Annotated in this window: 16 protein-coding genes and 1 pseudogene; 5 read left to right on the top strand and 12 right to left on the bottom strand. The window is 73.3% G+C overall.

Going from position 1 to position 18,349, the window contains the following annotated elements:
* Positions 1-59: 59 nt before the first annotated feature.
* The 3 genes from AB6L24_RS29315 to AB6L24_RS29305 form a co-directional block, all read right to left on the bottom strand.
* Positions 60-1,985 (bottom strand): hypothetical protein, encoded by a 1,926-nt coding sequence (locus tag AB6L24_RS29315; protein WP_405660147.1) that lies wholly within the window; start codon positions 1,983-1,985, stop codon positions 60-62.
* A 149-nt stretch (positions 1,986-2,134) separates the two neighbouring features.
* Positions 2,135-3,124 carry a malate dehydrogenase gene (locus AB6L24_RS29310; protein WP_405660144.1) on the bottom strand — a complete coding sequence of 330 codons (990 nt, stop codon included), beginning with the start codon at positions 3,122-3,124 and terminating at the stop codon, positions 2,135-2,137.
* A 571-nt stretch (positions 3,125-3,695) separates the two neighbouring features.
* Positions 3,696-4,934, bottom strand: a complete 1,239-nt coding sequence (locus AB6L24_RS29305; protein WP_405660141.1) for a DUF2690 domain-containing protein — start codon at positions 4,932-4,934, stop codon at positions 3,696-3,698.
* 413 nt (positions 4,935-5,347) lie between these two features.
* Between AB6L24_RS29305 and AB6L24_RS29300 the strand changes: the two genes are divergently transcribed.
* Positions 5,348-5,947, top strand: coding sequence for a peptidoglycan-binding protein (locus AB6L24_RS29300; protein WP_405660138.1), 600 nt, complete (start codon positions 5,348-5,350; stop codon positions 5,945-5,947).
* Between the two features lie 156 nt (positions 5,948-6,103).
* Here the strand turns inward: AB6L24_RS29300 and AB6L24_RS29295 are convergent.
* A pseudogene (locus tag AB6L24_RS29295) lies at positions 6,104-6,598 on the bottom strand (helix-turn-helix domain-containing protein); the annotation flags it as partial.
* Positions 6,599-7,064: 466 nt separating this feature from the next.
* A complete protein-coding gene (locus AB6L24_RS29290; protein ID WP_405660135.1) occupies positions 7,065-7,883 on the bottom strand; it encodes a helix-turn-helix domain-containing protein in 819 nt (272 codons plus the stop codon).
* A gap of 308 nt (positions 7,884-8,191) precedes the next feature.
* On the opposite strand from AB6L24_RS29290, the gene AB6L24_RS29285 reads away from it, so the two are divergent.
* On the top strand, positions 8,192-8,632 hold the full coding sequence (locus AB6L24_RS29285) for a hypothetical protein (protein ID WP_405660132.1): 441 nt from the start codon (positions 8,192-8,194) through the stop codon (positions 8,630-8,632).
* A gap of 91 nt (positions 8,633-8,723) precedes the next feature.
* On the opposite strand, the gene AB6L24_RS29280 is transcribed toward AB6L24_RS29285, so the two are convergent.
* The 4 genes from AB6L24_RS29280 to AB6L24_RS29265 form a co-directional block, all read right to left on the bottom strand.
* Complete coding sequence (locus tag AB6L24_RS29280; protein ID WP_405660130.1) at positions 8,724-9,410, bottom strand: response regulator; 687 nt, start codon at positions 9,408-9,410, stop codon at positions 8,724-8,726.
* Positions 9,407-10,567: a histidine kinase gene (locus tag AB6L24_RS29275; protein ID WP_405660127.1), complete on the bottom strand. Its 1,161-nt coding sequence runs from the start codon at positions 10,565-10,567 to the stop codon at positions 9,407-9,409. Before AB6L24_RS29275 ends, AB6L24_RS29280 begins: the two co-directional genes overlap by 4 nt.
* Before the next feature lie 423 nt (positions 10,568-10,990).
* Positions 10,991-11,539 carry a DUF3017 domain-containing protein gene (locus tag AB6L24_RS29270; RefSeq protein WP_405660125.1) on the bottom strand — a complete coding sequence of 183 codons (549 nt, stop codon included), beginning with the start codon at positions 11,537-11,539 and terminating at the stop codon, positions 10,991-10,993.
* 19 nt (positions 11,540-11,558) lie between these two features.
* Entirely contained in the window at positions 11,559-12,419 is an 861-nt protein-coding gene (locus AB6L24_RS29265) for a bifunctional methylenetetrahydrofolate dehydrogenase/methenyltetrahydrofolate cyclohydrolase (RefSeq protein ID WP_405660123.1), read from the bottom strand.
* A 234-nt stretch (positions 12,420-12,653) separates the two neighbouring features.
* Between AB6L24_RS29265 and AB6L24_RS29260 the strand changes: the two genes are divergently transcribed.
* From AB6L24_RS29260 to AB6L24_RS29250, 3 genes are all read left to right on the top strand, one after another.
* Positions 12,654-13,280 (top strand): RDD family protein, encoded by a 627-nt coding sequence (locus AB6L24_RS29260; protein ID WP_405660121.1) that lies wholly within the window; start codon positions 12,654-12,656, stop codon positions 13,278-13,280.
* Positions 13,281-13,469: 189 nt separating this feature from the next.
* A complete protein-coding gene (locus tag AB6L24_RS29255) occupies positions 13,470-14,207 on the top strand; it encodes an FHA domain-containing protein (protein WP_405660118.1) in 738 nt (245 codons plus the stop codon).
* On the top strand, positions 14,204-15,562 hold the full coding sequence (locus AB6L24_RS29250) for a serine/threonine-protein kinase (RefSeq protein WP_405660116.1): 1,359 nt from the start codon (positions 14,204-14,206) through the stop codon (positions 15,560-15,562). Before AB6L24_RS29255 ends, AB6L24_RS29250 begins: the two co-directional genes overlap by 4 nt.
* Before the next feature lie 24 nt (positions 15,563-15,586).
* On the opposite strand, the gene AB6L24_RS29245 is transcribed toward AB6L24_RS29250, so the two are convergent.
* The 3 genes from AB6L24_RS29245 to purN form a co-directional block, all read right to left on the bottom strand.
* Positions 15,587-15,958, bottom strand: a complete 372-nt coding sequence (locus AB6L24_RS29245; protein ID WP_405660113.1) for a hypothetical protein — start codon at positions 15,956-15,958, stop codon at positions 15,587-15,589.
* Positions 15,959-16,086: 128 nt separating this feature from the next.
* Positions 16,087-17,667 (bottom strand): bifunctional phosphoribosylaminoimidazolecarboxamide formyltransferase/IMP cyclohydrolase, encoded by a 1,581-nt coding sequence (gene purH, locus AB6L24_RS29240; RefSeq protein WP_405660111.1) that lies wholly within the window; start codon positions 17,665-17,667, stop codon positions 16,087-16,089.
* Positions 17,664-18,284, bottom strand: coding sequence for a phosphoribosylglycinamide formyltransferase (gene purN / locus AB6L24_RS29235; protein WP_405660109.1), 621 nt, complete (start codon positions 18,282-18,284; stop codon positions 17,664-17,666). The genes purH and purN overlap by 4 nt, the downstream gene beginning before the upstream one ends.
* Positions 18,285-18,349: the final 65 nt, after the last annotated feature.

The following is an 18,349-nucleotide window of genomic DNA, read 5'->3' as shown; positions in this document are numbered from 1 at the left end:
CGGGTGGTCCGGGGGTGTCGTCCCGGGGTGTCGTCCGGGGGCGGCGCCGGTGGCGGCGCTCACGCGGTGGTCTTCTCCGTGTGCGCGGCCTGGCCGTGGGTGCCGGTGGCGAGGGCGCCGCCGGACATCTCCTTGATGTAGACCCCGCTGTTGTTGATCTGCGTGATGTGCTGCTCCAGGCGGTCCGTGCGGTAGCCGCCGAGGAACAGCGCGTCGCGCACGCCCTCGCCGATGCGGTCCTGGAGCGTGCGGGTGTAGCGGGCGACGTCCATCTCCTGGAACAGCGAGAGGCTGTCGGTGGCGGCGAGTTGGCGCAGGGAGACCGCCGGGGCGTCGGGGGCGCGGCCGGTGTCGGGCGGCAGGACCCGGGACGCGGCTTCGCGCAGGAGCCGGGTGAGGCGCTGCGGCAGGGGGGCGCTCCTCTTCCCGTGTCCCCCCTGTGCGTACGGCTGTCCCTTCTGGGCGTACGTCTCGTCGGTCGTCGGCATCGTCAGCCACAGCCGCGCCGCCGTGCCGAGCGACGGAAGCCAGCGCAGGGCCGTGATGCCGAGGGCGGCGGACAGGGCGGGCGCGGCCACGCAGGCGCGCAGGGCGTCGCGCACGGGTCCTTCCGGCTCGCTCGCCACCAGCGCGTCGACCCGGCGGAACTCGGGCGCGACGGGCCCGAGGACGTGCGGCACGACCTCCAGGACGAGCATGCCGCCCTGGGTGTGCACGCGGACCAGGAGCGAGACGACGACCTGTTCGTTCCAGGCGCCGACGCGGATCCGCAGGAAGTGCCGCCGGGCCTCGCCGCCCTCGCCCGCCGCCTCGGCGATGTGGCGCGCGGCCTGGTCGTCGTCGTACACGACGGCCGTCTTCGTGCCGTCGCCCGTGTACAGCTGCTCGTCGCGCCCCGGCCCCGCGGGCAGATACACGAACTCCTCGATCTCCAGCTGCCGCAGCCGGTCCCTGCTGGTGGCGGCGGCCGACCTGCGCAGGGCGCGGAGGCGGGGCCCGATCATCGCGATGACGTCCTGCGCGGTGAGGGCGCCGGGGGCGGCCGCCTCGGTGTCGGCGGGCTTGAGTTCGAGGACGACCGACCAGGGCTTGCGGGGCGTTCCCGCGCCGACGAAGGGGCGGTTGACGTCGTAGAGGGTGACGGAGGCGTCCTGCTCGCGGCGGACGCAGGCCTCGATGCGGCCGTACCAGGCGGGCAGGCGCGGCCGCGGCGTCTCGGCGAACACCTGCCGGGCGAGCTGCCCGCGCAGCGTCCGGGTGCGCAGGAACTGGTGGCGCCAGACCACGGCCGCGACGAGCAGCGGGAAGATCACGGGGTACGGCGAATCGGTGATCTGGGCGCACGCGGCGATGCCGTACGCCAGCGCGCACGACCAGGCCGTGAACGTGAGCAGCCACCCGAAGCGGCGGCGCAGCCAGACCAGCGGCGCGGGCAGCGGCACCGGCCGCAGCGGCTCCCCCACACCCGTGTCCCGGCCCGCGACGACGCGGGCGCACCACAGCAACAGGACGACGACCGCGTACGCCAGGGCCCAGCCGCCCGGCACCATGTCGCCGAGGGCCGCGCCGCCCGGCTCCGACTCGGCGGCACCCGCCGCGTCCGTGCCGAACGGCAGCCAGGCGATGTCGCCCGCGGAGAGCCCGGAGTCGCCGTCCGCGCGGTCCGCCGCCGCGTCCCACAGCATCACGGCGTCCGTGACCAGGAACGCGGCCCAGACCGCGAGCAGCAGCAGCGCGGTCCGCAGCTCGTCGCGCCGGGCCCGCAGGGCGTGCGCGAGGACCGGCAGCACGTCGGCGCCGAGCGGCGGGGCGACGGGGCGCTCGGCGTGGTCGACCAGTTCCTCGACGACGCGCCTGCGGAACGCGGCGTTGACGTGGGCGCCCGCGCAGAGCAGCCGGGTGGCCTCGGTGTGCGCGTAGGAGGGACGGGGCCGGCGGCGGGAGTGGCGCGGCTCGGGCCCCTGGTGGGGTGGTTCGGGTCGCATGCCGCGAAAGTTAATGGAGCGCGTGATGGACGTCCGGCGAATGGACAGATGTCCCCCGAAAGAAGACACGATGGCCAAAAAGCCCCCGTCGGCCGCGGGTTCGCGGCCGACGGGGGCTTCCGGTCAGGTGTGGCTGACGCCCGTCGGGGTCAGATCAGGCCGAGGCCGCGGACCGCCTCGCGCTCCTCCTCGAGCTCCTTGACGGAGGCGTCGATGCGGGCGCGGGAGAACTCGTTGATCTCCAGGCCCTGGACGATCTCGTACGTGCCGTCCTTGGCGGTGACGGGGAAGGAGGAGATGAGGCCCTCCGGAACGCCGTACGAACCGTCCGACGGGATGCCCATGGACGTCCAGTCACCGGCGGCCGTGCCGTTGACCCACGTGTGCACGTGGTCGATGGCGGCGTTGGCGGCGGAGGCGGCCGAGGACGCGCCGCGGGCCTCGATGATCGCGGCGCCGCGCTTGGCGACGGTCGGGATGAAGGTGTCGCCGAGCCACTGCTCGTCGTTCACGACCTCGGCGGCGTTCTTGCCCGCGATCTCCGCGTGGAAGATGTCCGGGTACTGCGTCGCCGAGTGGTTGCCCCAGATGGTGAGGCGCTTGATGTCGGAGACCGAGGTGCCGGTCTTCTTCGCGAGCTGCGACAGCGCGCGGTTGTGGTCCAGGCGCGTCATCGCGGTGAAGCGCTCCGCCGGTACGTCCGGGGCGGCGGCCTGGGCGATGAGGGCGTTGGTGTTGGCCGGGTTGCCGACGACGAGGACCTTGATGTCGTCCGCGGCGTGGTCGTTGATGGCCTTGCCCTGCGGCTTGAAGATGCCGCCGTTGGCCTCGAGGAGGTCGCCGCGCTCCATGCCCTTCGTGCGCGGGCGGGCGCCGACGAGCAGCGCGACGTTCGCACCGGCGAAGGCGACGTTCGGGTCGTCGCTGATCTCGATGCCGTTCAGCAGCGGGAAGGCGCAGTCGTCGAGCTCCATCGCGGTGCCCTCGGCGGCCTTGAGGGCGGGCGTGATCTCCAGGAGGCGCAGGTTGACCGGCACGTCCGGGCCGAGCAGGTGGCCGGAGGCGATGCGGAACAGCAGCGCGTAGCCGATCTGGCCGGCAGCGCCGGTGACGGTGACATTCACGGGAGTGCGGGTCATGGCGATCTCCGTAAGACAGCTGGCGGTGGGGGTCCCTGCCCCTTGTGCTGGATCCCCTGCCGACGCCCTCGTCGATCGCCTCTCGATGATCGATCTCTTGGCATCAAGAGAGATCCGGCGTCAGGTTATCGCGCCCTTGCCGTCCCGGTACGCCGGGTGGGTGTGGCCCGGCCCACAGGGGCCCGTGGAGGGCGGCCGCCACCTCGGGAGAGGAGATGTGGCGGCCGCCTTGGGGGTGTGACCACTCCCGTGGGGGTACGGTGCGTCTGCCCTCCGGGGGGCGGGACATTCCTGGTTCCCCCCGGCTTCTTTCACCCCGCCACAGACATCTCCCACCCCGCCCGCCCGTTACCACCTGACCGCGGGCTTCAGGCCGCCTGTGCCACTTGCGGCAGTCCGGCGTCTGCGGGTCGTTCGACGTCGGCGGCCGGCTTCGCCCACCCCCTACCCTGTGGGCAGCTGGGCCGCCAGGGGCGATGGGGGTCTCCCCTGCTCGAGCGAAGCCGAGAGCTTGGGGGAGGGTGGGCACAGCCCCGGCCGACGGTGCCGTGTCGACTGCGGCGCCCCGGGGCTACTTCGTGCAGGTGGTTCCGCCTGCCTTCAGCGTCGCGCACGCCTTCGCCGCCGCGGCGTTCTTGACCGCCACCATGGGCGTGTACGCGTCGAGGTCCGCGTTGACCGTCCCGCTCTGGCGGGCCGCCGAGCCGGACCCGGTGATCGTGACCTTGTCGCCGGGCACCGCCTGGGTGATCCGCGCCCACGCGGCCCCGCACGTCTTGCTGTACCGCACCTCGACGAGCGTCTTCGTCCCGACGACGGTCACCCGCGACGTGGTCCGGGCGAACTCGCCCCCGCACCCCATGTTCTCGGGATCCTTGCCGGCGCAGTCGGCCCCGCTGCACTCGACCCCGGCGGGCAGGTCCGCCGTGGAGGTCGTCGGCGCCGTCGAAGGCCCGGCCTTCCCGCCGCCGTCGTCGTCCTTGCCGATGTCCGTGAGGAACACCGCCGCCGCGATGACGACGAGCGCCCCCACGATCCCCGCGAGGAACATCGTCAGCTTCCGCTTGCGCCGCTGCCCGTCGGGCGACTTCCCGTCGGACCCGGGACCGGCCACGGACCCCGGCCCACCGCCCGCGTACCCGGGCGTGACCGACGACGTGGCCGCCACGGACCCCGGCGGCGCCGACGCCTCGTACGACCGCGACGACGGCGTGGCCGGCGCCTGCGCCGAGGCCGAAACAGCCCCCGGCCCGGCCCCTGCGACCCCGTTCACGGGCGCGCCCTGCGCCCCGTACCGCACGCCCTCCGGCTCCCGCGCCACGGGCGGCACCGTCGGCGACACCCCGGCGGGCCCGGCGACCCCGGTCACGGCCCCGACGCCACCGCGCGCCTTGCCCGAGCCCCCGCTCTCCTTCTCCTTCGGCGCCCGCGGCGACTTGGCGTCCTTCGAGCTGACCGGCGGATTCGTCGCCAGCTCACCGAGCGCGGCCCGCGCCTGCGAGATACGGATGGCCTGCATCGTCATGTCGTGCCGCATCTCGGAGCGGCTCCAGGCGCGCTCCGCGAGCTCCCACATGGTGATGAGGTGCACCGGCGGCGTCCCGGTGACTTCGGCGAGCGCGACGATCGCGCCCTTGGGGGCGAGCAGCCGCCCGTTCAGATAGCGCTCCCACGACGTCTTGCTGTAGCCGGTCCGGTCGGACACCGCTGCGATGCTGAGACCGCTGCGGTCGACCAGCCTGCGCAGCTGGTTCGCGAACTCCCTGACCTGCGGGTCGAGCTCATCCGGTAGCGCCTTCCAACGAGGCATTGCTCCCCCTATTCCCCCCGTACGTGCCTGTACTGCCCCCCGCGCCTGACGCAGCTGTCCCAGACCTCCGGCGTACCGCACGCGGTCCGCTCGCCCCGGTCCTGAACTACCCAGAGGGATGCACGGAGCCAGGATGTCAGTTCCCGGAATGGGAGCGCACGGGAGCATTTGGGACAGAGTGTGCCCCGTCGCACGCCCCCGGTCCACGGCCCAGTGTCCCACCGTCGTCCCACTCCACGATGCGGAACCCCAGCTCCCGGACCGGGACGTCCCGGAACCTTCCCGAATGCGCTGGTTGGCCCTTTTCCGAGGCGCCCCGGTGCCGAAGCATCGAACACGGCACCGCTGCGCCACCGCAGCCGGACGCCGTGATCGAACCACCTGAACCACCAGTTCCGCCAGGGGGGAACCACATGCGCCACCGCACCACCGACCACCGCACCACCGACCCCGCCACCACCGGCGACACCCGCGCCCGCACCCGGCGCCCGCACCGGCTCCTCGCCGCCGCCGTCGCCGTGACCGCGAGCGCAGGCCTCGCGCTCGCCGCCACCGCCCCGCTCGCCCAGGCCGCCGGGCTGCACGTCGTCGACGGCGGCGGCGACGCGTACAACGACTGGGGCGACGAGGGCACGCTCTCCCGCCACAGCCACGCGCACTCCAACGCCACCTGGCTGTGGCAGAGCGTCCTGTACGCCGACGGCGCCAAGTGGCGCGACGGCAACGGCGTGCGGCACACCTTCACCAAGTCGGACATCGACGGCCACTACGGCTGGAAGACCGCGTCCGCGACCAAGTGGTGGCAGGCCCGCGAGGACCTGGAGGACGTCGACGGCGTCGTCGGCAAGGAGACCTTCGGCGCGGCGGACAACTTCCTGAGCGGCCCGCACGCGAACGGCCGGGTCGACTACACGGGCTACGCGCGCCAGATCGCCTTCAAGCGGATCTCCGGCACGTACTACGTGAAGGTCTACGGGCAGTGGAAGAAGGCCGCGTACAACCGCCTCGGCTGACGCCGAAGTCCGCCCCGGGGGCCGTCACTCGGTGGCGGTCCCCGGGGCCTCGCGCGTGCCCAGCGGCTCGGAGACGCTCGCGCCCGGCTTCAGCGACGGCTCCTGGTCCGCGCCGCCGCGCACCCCGGTCACCTGCGTGACGATCCACAGCAGGCTCACGAGCAGCAGGGCGATCACCGCGAGCGCGGAGCAGGCGACGAGGCGCCAGGAGGGGGCGGGGCGTCGGGCGGGCGGGGGCGGGGCCGGAGTCGGGGCCGGGGCCGGGGCCGACGGCGGGATGTCGGCCGGGGTTTCGGTCCGGGTGCCCGCCGGGGACGGCTCGGACCCGCCGACCGCTCCCCCCGCCCCGGACGCGCCGGACGCCTCGGCCGCCCGCGGCCACGCCTTCACCGCGAGCTCCCACCCCGCCGCCGTGCGCGCGCCGTCCACCCCCGCGACCCGGCACAGCGCGAGCACGGCCTCCCGGGGCGGGGGCTGTTGGGCGTTGAGGTAGCGCTGCCAGGAGGACTTGCTGTAGGCGGTTCTGGAGCCGAGCGCGACGAGGCTGAGCCCCGTGCGGTCCTTGAGCCGTCGCAACTGCTCGACGAGATGGCGCACCTCCGGCGGCAGTTCGTCCGGAAGCGGCTGCCAGGCACCCGCGCGCGTCCCCATGGTTGCACCCCCCCAGCGCGACCCGGTTTGACCGACTGACGGCGACGGCGCCCGGTTCGGTTCCGTCGACACCGCCCCGGCTGCCCGTTTCGCCCGATCCGGCCGGGGTCGTCTCGCACCCGTAGCGGGCCCGGAACAGCGCTGCGGAATGGTCACTTCCGTGCCACAGGGGTAAGGCTTCCCTTGCTGCCGGGATGGCGCGTCCATGACGCTTAAGACGCACAGCGAGCCCCCGGGTTCGCACCGCGGAACGGCGGCGCCCGTCCTCCCACGGGGGAGAGGACGGGCGCCGTCTCACGTCCGCCACCTGCGTGTTCGTCCGCACCCTGAGGGAGAAGAGCCCCTCGTCGCCACCGCCCACGAGGGGCGGGCGCGCCATGGTCACCGGCGACCCGAGCCCTCGGGCGCCGTCAGCGGATGGCCGGATTCCGCCGGATACCGCCCGCTCAGGCCCTCCTCGCCCCGCTCACTTACGCAACTCCCCCCACGTCTCCGGCCTGACGATCCCGTCGTCCACGAGCCCCCGCGCCCACTGGAAGCGCCGCACCGCCGCCTTCGTGCTGTCGCCGTACGTACCGTCCGCCGCCCCCGCGCCGAAGCCGTGCCCGCGCAGCAGGCACTGGACCTCGACCACCTCCCAGCCGTCGTCGCCCCGGTCGAGGATCGCGTCCCTGGTCCTGCTGTGCCCGGCGTACCGCACCCCGTCCTCGCGGCCGTCCCCGCATCCGTACGCGCGGCCCTTCTCGTACGCGCCGCGCGCATCGCCGTCCGCGCCCTCCCAGGCCCGGCCCGCGAACAGGCCGCCCGCGAACGCGGCGGCCACGGCGAGCGCCAGCGCGGCGAACGCGGTGCGCAGGCGCACGGTGCGGAGTGCGGGTCCGGGCGTGGATCCGGATGCGGGCTCGGGCGTCGTGGGTGGCGCGGGGTCCGGCGCGCGTGCGGTCTCGGGCGCCGGTGCGGGTGCCGGGGCCGGTGCGGTCGCCGTCCCCCCGGCCGCGCGGCCCGGCCCCGCGCCCGCCGAGACCCGTGCCTCCTGCGCCACCTCGTACAGCACGAGCAGGCGCGTCGGCTCCGTGCCGCACACCCGGGACAGTTGCTCGACGGCCGCGCGCGGCACCGGCTTCTTGCCGTTGAGATAGCGCTCCCAGGAGGAGCGGCTGTACGAGGTCCTGGTGGCCAGTGAGGTCAGACTGAGGCCGCTGCGGTCCTTCATCCGCCGTAACTGGACCGCCAGTCGGCGTTCCTGCTCCCCCAGCGACGCGGGCAGCTCTTTCCAACGCGGCATGTTCACTCCATACGCGTGACAAGGTCCCCCGAGGCGAATCGCCCCCTGCGCCCGGTTAGATGGCGGATGCACCAATTCCGGTTCCCCGGCGTTCGTCCCAGGCGTCCGAAAAGGCCACTCCTGGCGCGCGGAACGTCCCACGGCGGTGTCACCGCTCGACGCGTCCCCGCAGGTCGGCGCGCGGGACGGCCCAACTCGTCCCACCGCCCTGGATGTTGACCGGTTCGGATCGGCAGAGTCGGTACCGCACGACGGCCGGCACGGGCCGTCCCGGACCGGCCGCCGGACCGACACCACGGGGAGTTCACATGACCAACAGCACCGCGCCCACCCCTGCGGAGGGCGAACAGGACACCGGCTGGCGGGCCCCGCACCGCACGGGCGGCCTCGCGCGGACCGCCGCCGTCGGCATCGCGGCCGCCGCGATCCTGGGCGGCGGCCTCGCCCTGGCCCCCTCGGCGTCGGCCGCGCCCGCCGCCCCGACGTCGTCATCGGGGTCCTCGGGGTCCTCGGACGCGTCCTCGGCGGCCCGCACCGCGGACGTCTCGCCGCAGGGCACCGCGCCCGCCTGCGTCCAGCGGACGGTCAGGGGCCGGACCGCCACCGTGACCAACTACTGCGGCCGCACCATGCGCGTGAAGGTCGTCGTCAAGTTCGGCCCCGACTCGCGCTGCTTCACCCTGCCGCCCCGGCACTGGGCGCGCTACACCTGGGGCTTCGGCTCCTACGACAAGACCGTGACCTGCTGACCCAGGGCCCACGCGGCGGACGGCGGTCCGTGCTCCCACGGGGGGAGGACGGGCCGCCGTCCGGTGTGCGCGGCGCGGCGGGTGCGCGGGGTCAGAGGCCCGCGCCCGGGGTCACCAGGCCCGTCTCGTAGGCGATCACCACCGCCTGGGCCCTGGTGTCCAGGTCGAGTTTGTTCATGGTGCGGTTCAGATGCGTCTTGACCGTGGCCTCGCTGATGTAGAGGCGGTCTGCTATCTCCGCGTTGGACAGGCCCCGCGCGATCAGCTTCAGGACCTCCAGCTCGCGGCCAGTGAGCGCGGCGAGGTCCGGCGGCGGCTCCCCGGCGGGCGCGGCCCCGGAACGCACCGCGAAGGCCTCCACGAGGCGACGGGTGACGCTCGGCGCGAACAGCGCGTCCCCGCTGCCGACGGCGGCCACCGCCGCGAGCAGCCGCTCGGGCCCGGAGTCCTTGAGCAGGAACCCGGCGGCGCCCGCGCGCAGCGCCCCGTACACGTACTCGTCGAGGTCGAAGGTGGTGAGGACCAGGATGCGGGGCGGCGGCTCGGCGGCCTCGGCGAGGATGCGCTCGGTGGCCGTGATGCCGTTCATGCCGGGCATGCGGATGTCCATGAGGACCACGTCGGGACGGGTGGCGGCCGCGAGTTCCACGGCCTCGGCGCCGTCGCCCGCCTCTCCGACGACCTCGATCCCGGGCGCGGCCCGGAGCACACCGACGAGCCCGGCGCGGATGAGGAACTGGTCGTCCACGACGAGCACCTTTATGTGGCTCGGGTTCATTCGGTGGTGTCGTCTCCTGGCGGTGCGGCCCGTGCCGACGTCGGCAGGGTCAGTCTCACGGCGAACCCTCCCACGCTGCGCGGGCCGATGCTGATCGTTCCGCCGTAGAGCTTGGCCCGTTCGCGCATACCGATCAACCCATGTCCACCAGGGCTCCTCACTCTGTCCGGAATCACCCCCTCCCCATTGTCGGTGACGGACACCTCGATGTGGTCACGGTGGTAGTTCAGTTCCACGGTCGCGCTGGCCTGGCGCGCGTGCTTCAGGACGTTGGTCAGGGCCTCCTGCACCACGCGGTACGCGCACAGCTCGACGCCGGGCGCGATCGGCCGCGGCGTCCCCGTGACCCGGAACTCGACGGGCACCCCGCCCGCCCTGACCCGGTCCGTCATGTCCCCGATGCGGGCGAGGCCCGGCATCGGCGCGTCCGGGACGTCGCCGTCGTCGTCCTGGGCGCGCAGCACCCGCAGCATGCGCCGCATCTCCTCCAGGGCCTCGGTGCTGGTGCCGGAGATGGTGCCGAGGGCCGTGCGCGCGGTCTTGGCGTCGGAGTCGAAGACGAACTTGGCGAGCCCCGCCTGCACGGAGATCACCGACATGTGGTGGGCGACGACGTCGTGCAGCTCCCGCGCGATCCGCCCGCGCTCCTCCACGACGGCGTGCCGGGCCCGCTCCTGCTGCTCGGCGCGGGTCTTGCGGGCGAGTTCGGCGGAGCGCCGTGCCAGGTATCCCATCCGCCACACCAGGGCGTTGATGCCGAGGGCCTGCGCCGCCACCGACGGCACCGAGGCGTGGTCCTGGCTCACCAGGCTGCCGAGCACCCAGATCGCGGAGAGCAGCGCCGCGCACACGCCGGTGGTGCGGGTCTGGCGTTGCAGGGCGACCGTGTAGAGGCAGAGCATCGGTCCGAACGACGTCACCACGGGCCAGTAGCCGGCGAGGACGTACACGGTCCAGATCGCGTACGTCACGAGGCAGACGAGCAGCGGCGCCTTCGAGCGGAACGCGGTCGGCGCGATCACGAGCAGCGCGAGGCAGTAGCCCCGCAGGTCCAGATCGGACCAGCCGACCGCCGCGGCCTCGGGGCCGATCAACGCCAGCAGAGCCACTTGCCCGAGGGCGAGCAGCACGTCGACGGTGAACGGACGGAGGCGCATCGCCGCAGCGTAGCCCGCATACCCAGCGGTATACGTCCATCGTTCGCCGTACCGCGGAAGTTGTAGACCGCGATCGTCTACGACCGGAGTCGTACGGCAACGTCAACCCGGCACGGGACGACGGGCACTCCCGCCGCCGCGTAAGTTCTTGGCTCAGCACCACCGCCCGCGCCGCCTTGAAACGGCGCGCCGGGGGAAGGGGGCGCGGGCCTGCAAACGGGGGTTTGCACGGGGGACCGGGCCTGCGCCCCGCAGACAACTACAGACCACTGAGGCATGCGGCTTCGTGCAGGGGCGCACGGAGGAACGGGCCCGCAGCCGATCGCACCACCCCCTGCCCCCACGGCCAACGGCCCGTACTCTCCTGGCGAGTACGGGCCGTTGGTGTGTGCCGAGGGCCGCCCGAAGGCGGCCGCACTCCGGCTAGCTGCTGATCGTGAAGTGCAGCGTGTCGTCGAGGAACGGGATCTCCAGCCACGGATTCGGCTGCGCCATCATCGAGAGCAGCACGATCGCAAGCCCGAGACCGCCGTACGTCACCATGTCCGTGAACCGCGAGCGCACCGCCAGCATGCCGACGCGCGGCAGCCACCAGCGCATCACGGCCCCCGCGAGCAGCGCGACCCCGATCAGTATCGTGCCGACGCGGAACACGTCGAGGGCGGTCAGGAACAGCCCGAGGCCGACCAGCGACACCACGCTGAGCAGCGGCCACTGCCGCGCGGGCGCGGGCGCGTCCCCCGAGGCGGCACGCCCGCCGCCCTCGGGCCGCGCGGTGTCCCGCGTGAACAGCGGGAACCGCCGGGACACCTTGCGGGGCTCACCGTCGGGCCCGGGGGCGCTGACGGCACCCTTGGCGGTGGGCTCGCCGGACGCGGCCGACGAGTCACGCTCCGCCGACGCGTCCGGGTCCGTGGCCGCGGGCGCGCCCTGGGACGGATCCGGGGAGCCGTCCTTCGCCTCTACGTTCATGGGGTCACCCTTCCCCCGCTCAGTCCTCGGCGGCGGCACGTTCCGCGGCCTCGACGACGTTGACGAGGAGCTGGGCACGGGTCATCGGGCCGACACCGCCCGGGTTGGGCGAGATCCATCCGGCGACCTCGGCGACGGCGGGCTCGACATCGCCGACGATCTTTCCGTTGCCGTCGCGCGAGACGCCGACGTCGAGCACGGCGGCGCCGGGCTTCACGTCCTCGGCCTTGATGAGGTGCGGCACCCCGGCCGCCGCCACGATGATGTCGGCGCGCCGCAGGTGCGCGGCGAGGTCACGGGTGCCGGTGTGGCACTGCGTCACCGTCGCGTTCTCCGACTTCCGCGTGAGCAGCAGCGGCATCGGACGGCCGATGGTGACACCGCGGCCGACGACCACGACCTCGGCGCCCTTGATCTCCACGTTGTGCTGCCGCAGCAGCCGGATGATCCCGTACGGGGTGCAGGGCAGCGGCGCGGGCTCGTTCAGGACGAGGCGGCCCAGGTTGGTGGGGTGCAGTCCGTCGGCGTCCTTGGCCGGGTCCATCAGCTCCAGGATGCGGTTCTCGTCGATGCCCTTGGGCAGCGGCAGTTGCACGATGTAGCCGGTGCACGCCGGGTCGTCGTTCAGCTCGCGCACGACGGCCTCGATCTCCTCCTGGGAGGCGGTCGCGGGCAGTTCGCGCTGGATGGAGGCGATGCCGACCTGCGCGCAGTCGCGGTGCTTGCCCGCCACGTACTTCTGGCTGCCGGGGTCGTCGCCGACCAGGACAGTGCCGAGGCCGGGCGTCACGCCCTTTTCCTTCAGGGCCGCCACGCGGGCGGTCAGTTCGGACTTGATCGCTGCTGCGGTGGCCTTGCCATCGAGAATCTGGGCGGTCATGCCCCCATCCTCGCGGATGAGCCCGCCCGCGTACCAATCCGGGGCCGCAGCCGTCGCCCACGATTGCACTCGCACAACGTTCGGTGAGCTGGCTGGACAAACACGACGGCGCTGAAGAAGCATGAGGGCCACAGTGCCGCGGCCGGTGTCGGGGGGACCGACGCTCCTGTGAACGTTTCCTCCGCGCGTGCCGCGCAGTCCCCGCACGCAGTCCCCGACGGAGGAATCCCCACCATGAGCAACCCCTACGGGCCGCCGCCCCAGCAGCCCCAGCCCGGCCAGGGGCCCGGTTACGGCTACCCGCAGCAGCCCCCGCAGGGCGTGCCGCCGCAGGGCGGCTACCCCGGCCAGGGCTACGCGCCCTACCCGCAGCCCGCCCCCGGCCAGTCCCCGTACGGCGCCTACCCGCAGCAACAGCAGCCGGGCCACGGCTACGACCCGAGCGGGTACGCGCCCCGCCCGGAGCTGGCGCACTGGGGCCTGCGCGCAGGCGCGCTCCTCATCGACGGCCTGGTCTTCGGCCTCGTCTACGCCATCATCGGCATCGGTGCCGCGGTGGGCGGGCGCGGCGCCGGAATCGTCCTCATCCTCGTCGGCGTCCTCGCGATCATCGCGTTCGCGGTCTACCAGCTGATCCAGGAGGGCAGGACCGGCCAGACCATCGGCAAGAAGGCCGTCGGCATCCGGCTGCTGCGCGAGCTGGACGGGCGGCCCGTCGGCGTCGGCATGGCGTTCGTGCGCAGGCTCGCCCACTTCCTGGACAGCCTCCCGATCTACATCGGCTGGCTGTGGCCGCTGTGGGACGACAAGAAGCAGACGTTCGCCGACAAGGTCTGCGGCACCGTCGTCATCAAGGGCTGACCCGCACCGCGGCAGCACCGCACGGCACGGCGTCCTCCCGGTGCCGCACGGCATCGCGCGAAACCGCCCGTCGGGCCGCAACTCCCCGTTTTCCGCACGGGAGTTGCGGCCCGTCGCCTTATCTCCGGGGCCGCTTCTCCCTACCCTGTGCGGCGGGGAAGCACGGGGACTTCGGGGGAAGGACACGTCATGTCCGGAGACAGCGTGATCGTGGTGCCGGGAGCGGGCCACGGGGAACAGGTCCGGCTCGCGCCCGGGGAGCGGCTGCGGTTCGGGCGGCGGCCCGGGAGCAACGACCTGGTCCTCGCGCACGAGGGGGTGTCCCGCGCCGCCGGTGAGATCACCGCGCAGGGCACCTTCTGGGTCCTGAGCAACCTCAGCGCCCACCAGACGTACGCGGTGGAGAACCCGGAGGGCGCGGGCGAGCACATCAAGGTCGCCCCGGGGCGCCTGGACGCGCCGGTGCCGTTCGAGTTCGCCCGCGTCGTCCTGCCCGCCGCGGGCGAACTCCTGCACTTCGACGTGTGGGCGCCCCGGCACGACTACGCGCCCGGCGGCCCCGGGCCCGACGGCACCACCACCCGCCCGGCCTTCGGCCTCGACCCCACCAAGCGCTACTTCGCCGTCCTCGCCGCCCTCTGCGAACCCCGCCTGCGCGGCGCCCCGCATGCCCCCGCTCCCACCGTCGACCAGGTCACGGCCCGCCTGGCCCCGATCTGGCCGGGGGCGAACCGGGCCGCCGTGCAGTGGAACATCGACTACCTGGCGGTGAAGCTGCGCCTCAAGCCCGACCCGGCATCGGCCGACCAGGGCCCGCGCCTGAACGGCAAGAAGGAGACCCTCGTCGGGCTCGCCCTGCGCTTCGACCTCGTGCGCGAGGACGACCTGGACGTCCTGGCCGCCGGAGCGACGGAGGTGCCGCGGTGACCCGAGGCCCCCGTGCCGTGCCCACGGGCTACCGGGTCGGGTCCTGGGAGGTGCGCGAGCCCCTGGGGACCGGGGCGTTCAGCAGCGTGTACGCGGCCCGGCGCGCCACGGGGTCGGACGCCCTGCCCGCGCGTGCCGCGCTGAAGTTCCTGCCCACCGCCCACACCCCCCGTGGCCTGCGGCAGCTGCGCGAACTCGCCGAACGCGAGATCACCCTCCTCAGCAGACTCCGGTCGCCCCGACTGATCCGGATGTACGAGGTCCTGACCGTCGACGACCCGGCCCGCCCCGACCTCGACGGCGCCACCGTCCTCGTACTCGAAGAGGCGGAGGAGTCCCTCGCCGGGCTCCTGGAGCGCTCGCCGGTGCCGCGGCGCGGGCCCGCGCTGCTCGCCCAGGTCTGCGAGGGGCTGCACCAGCTGCACCGGGCGGGCTGGGTGCACGGCGACCTGAAGCCGGCCAACGTGCTGGTCCTCAAGGACGGTTCCGTGCGGCTCGCCGACTTCCAGACGGCCGCCGAGCTGGAGGGCACCCACGCCTACTCCGCGGCCTTCGCCACGCCCGACCACACCCCGCCCGAGCTGCTGTGGCCCGACGTCAGCGAGCGCGGCACCCGCATCCGGCCCACCGCCGACCTGTGGGCCTTCGGCGTCCTCGCCCACGTCGTGCTCACCGACTCCTACCCGCTGCCCGGCGGCACCCCGGCCACCCGCAGGGACGCGGCGATCCGGTACGCGCGCGGCGCCGAGGAGCTGCGTCTGTCCCCCGCGCTGCCCGCGGAGTGGCGGGACGTCCTGTGCCGGTGCCTGGCCCGCGCCCACGGCGAACGGCCGCCGTACGCCACGGCGGCGCTGCTGCGGCGGGTGGAACGGGCCGCGCGGGCGCCCCGGTCGTGGCGGCCCCGGGGGCTGCCCCGGCCCCGTACGCCGAGGGCCCGGCGCACCGCGTGGGTGGCCGGGGCCCTGGCGCTCTCGCTCGCCGCGGCGGGCGCCGTCTACAGCAACTGGCCCGTCTCCTACGGCTACCACCGGTGTCCGGTGGGTTCCGTGTGCTTCTTCAGCGAGCGCAACGGCAACGGGGACATGTGCAGTTGGCGCGGCGACGACCCGAACTGGCTCACGGGCGGCGAGACATGCCGCTGGACCGACGCCCGCCCGGTGAAGTCCGTCTTCAACAACGACCAGGAGTCGAAGGAGAACCACGACGTGGCGTACTGGCGCGGCACCGACTACGTCCCCAGCGGCTACGACCGCGAACGCAGGACCAGCCGAACCGGCTGCACCCGCGTCAACACACAGGGCAACCTCGAGGGCAGCTACGCTCCCCGCTCCCACCGCTGGGTCGAACGCTGCTGACGGCGCACGGAACCGAGCACGGGGCTACACGTCGTACGTGTACACCTGGGCGTTGATCTTGCTGCCCCTACCGCTCCACTTGTACTTCTCCTTGTCCCCCTTGGGGCACGCGGCCTTGCTCCGCTTCGTGTCGCCGTTCGGCATCTGCGCCTTCACCTTGACGCACTTGCCGTCGTTCCTGGTGTCGGTGACGGTGCCCTCGATCGTGATCTTCCCGCCCGAGCAGGTCAGCTCCCAGTGCGCCTTCCCGCCCGGAACCGTCGGGTTGAAGTTCTCCCCGCATCCCCCTCGGGCCCCGGTCGGCTCCGCGTGAGCGGCGGGCGAGAAGCCGACGCCCGCGCCGAGCAGTGCCACGGCCGCCGAACCGACGAGTGCCTTCTTGTACCGAACGCGCATGTCAAACCCCCATTGAGCGGGAGGGCTCCGGGTGAGCCCCCTCGTGCCACCGATGGTGGGACAAGGCGCGGGCGCCGCCCACCTCGGAGGTCCGAGGGTGCGGCGCCCGCGTCCGGTGCCGTGCCCGCTCAGTGGAAGAAGTGCCGCGTCCCCGTGAAGTACATCGTCACGCCCGCCTTCTTCGCCGCCTCCACGACCAGTTCGTCGCGGACCGAGCCGCCGGGCTGGACGACCGCCTTGACGCCCGCGTCGGTGAGGACCTCCAGGCCGTCCGGGAAGGGGAAGAACGCGTCGGACGCCGCGAAGGAGCCGCGGGCCCGCTCCTCGCCGGCGCGCTCGACGGCGAGCTTCGCGGAGTCGACGCGGTTGACCTGTCCCATGCCGACGCCGACGGAGGCCCCGTCCTTGGCGAGCAGGATCGCGTTGGACTTCACCGCGCGGCAGGCCCGCCAGGCGAAGGCGAGTTCGGCCAGCTCGCCCGGGGAGAGGGCGTCGCCGGTGGCGAGGGTCCAGTTGGCCGGGTTGTCGCCGTCGGCCTGGAGCCGGTCGGTGACCTGGAGCAGCGCGCCGCCGTCGATCGGCTTGACCTCGACCGGGGCCGAGGGCGCCTGCGGGGCGCGCAGGACGCGGATGTTCTTCTTCTTGCTGAGGGCTTCGAGCGCGCCGTCCTCGTAGTCGGGCGCGACGATGACCTCGGTGAAGATGTCGGCGACCTGCTCGGCCATCTCCTTGGTGACCGGCCGGTTCACGGCGATGACGCCGCCGAACGCGGACAGCGGGTCACAGGCGTGCGCCTTGCGGTGCGCCTCGGCGACGTTCCCGCCGATGGCGATGCCGCACGGGTTGGCGTGCTTGATGATCGCGACGCACGGGTCGTCGTGGTCGTACGCGGCACGGCGGGCGGCGTCCGTGTCCGTGAAGTTGTTGTACGACATCTCCTTGCCGTGCAGCTGCACGGCTTCGGCGAGACCGCCGCGGCCGTCCGTGTACAGGGCCGCGCCCTGGTGCGGGTTCTCGCCGTAGCGCAGCACGTTCTTGCGCGCGTGCGTCGAGCCGAGGAACTCGGGGAAGCCGGAGGCGTCGGCGGCCGCGTAGCCGTCGGCGAACCAGGACGCCACGGCGACGTCGTACGCGGCGGTGTGCCGGAACGCTTCGCCTGCGAGCCGCTTGCGCGCGTCCAGGTCGAAGCCGCCCGCGCGGACCGCGGCGAGCACGGCGTCGTAGCGCGCGGGGCTGGTGACGACCGCGACGGAGGGGTGGTTCTTGGCGGCGGCGCGGACCATCGAGGGGCCGCCGATGTCGATCTGCTCCACGCACTCGTCGGGCGTCGCGCCGGAGGCGACGGTCTCCTTGAACGGGTAGAGGTTCACGACGACGAGCTGGAACGGCTCCACGCCGAGCTCGGCGAGCTGCCGCCGGTGGTCCTCAAGGCGCAGGTCGGCGAGGATGCCGGCGTGCACGCGCGGGTGCAGCGTCTTGACCCGGCCGTCCAGGCACTCGGGGAAGCCGGTCAGGTCCTCGACCTTGGTGACCGGCACGCCCGCGGCGGCGATCCGCGCGGCGGTGGAGCCGGTCGAGACGAGCTCGACGCCCGCGTCGTGGAGCCCGCGCGCGAGGTCTTCCAGGCCGGTCTTGTCGTAGACGCTGATGAGTGCGCGCTTGATGGGGCGCTGCGTTCCTTCGGCGGTGGCCGTACCTTCGGCGGTCACGGGATAACTACCTTTCGTCCCTCAATCGAGAAGCCGTCGCGGGCCAGGCGCCCCACGACGTCGACGAGCAGTCCTCGCTCGACTTCCTTGATGCGCTCGTGGAGCGCGCTCTCGTCGTCCTCGGCCCTGATGTCCACCACGCCCTGCGCGATGATCGGGCCGGTGTCGACGCCGTCGTCGACGAAGTGGACGGTGCAGCCGGTGACCTTCGCGCCGTACGCGAGTGCGTCGCGCACGCCGTGGGCCCCCGGAAAACTGGGCAGCAGGGCAGGGTGCGTGTTCACCGTGCGCCCGCCGAACCGGGCCAGGAATTCCTTCCCGACGATCTTCATGAATCCGGCCGAGACGACCAGGTCCGGCTCGTACGCCGCGGTGGCATCGGCGAGCGCGCGGTCCCACTCGTCACGGCTCGCGTAGTCCTTCACCCGGCACACGAACGTCGGCAGGCCCGCGCGCTCGGCGCGATCCAGGCCCGCGATGCCGGTCCGGTCGGCGCCGACGGCCACGATCTCGGCGCCGTAGGCGTCGGCCCCGTGCTCCGCGACGGCGTCGAGCAGTGCCTGCAGATTCGTACCTGATCCGGAGACCAGCACGACGAGGCGCTTGGCCTTGGCCACGGCGGGGCCCTTTCTCGGGAGTGCTCTTTGTACGGTCGTACGAAGGCTTCGTACTCCCCGATACG

The sequence above is a fragment of the Streptomyces sp. RK9 genome, assembly GCF_045070545.1.
GTDB lineage: Bacteria > Actinomycetota > Actinomycetes > Streptomycetales > Streptomycetaceae > Streptomyces > Streptomyces alboflavus.
The sequence above is the reverse complement of the archived record's forward strand: the minus strand, read 5'-3'. Positions and strand labels throughout refer to the sequence as shown.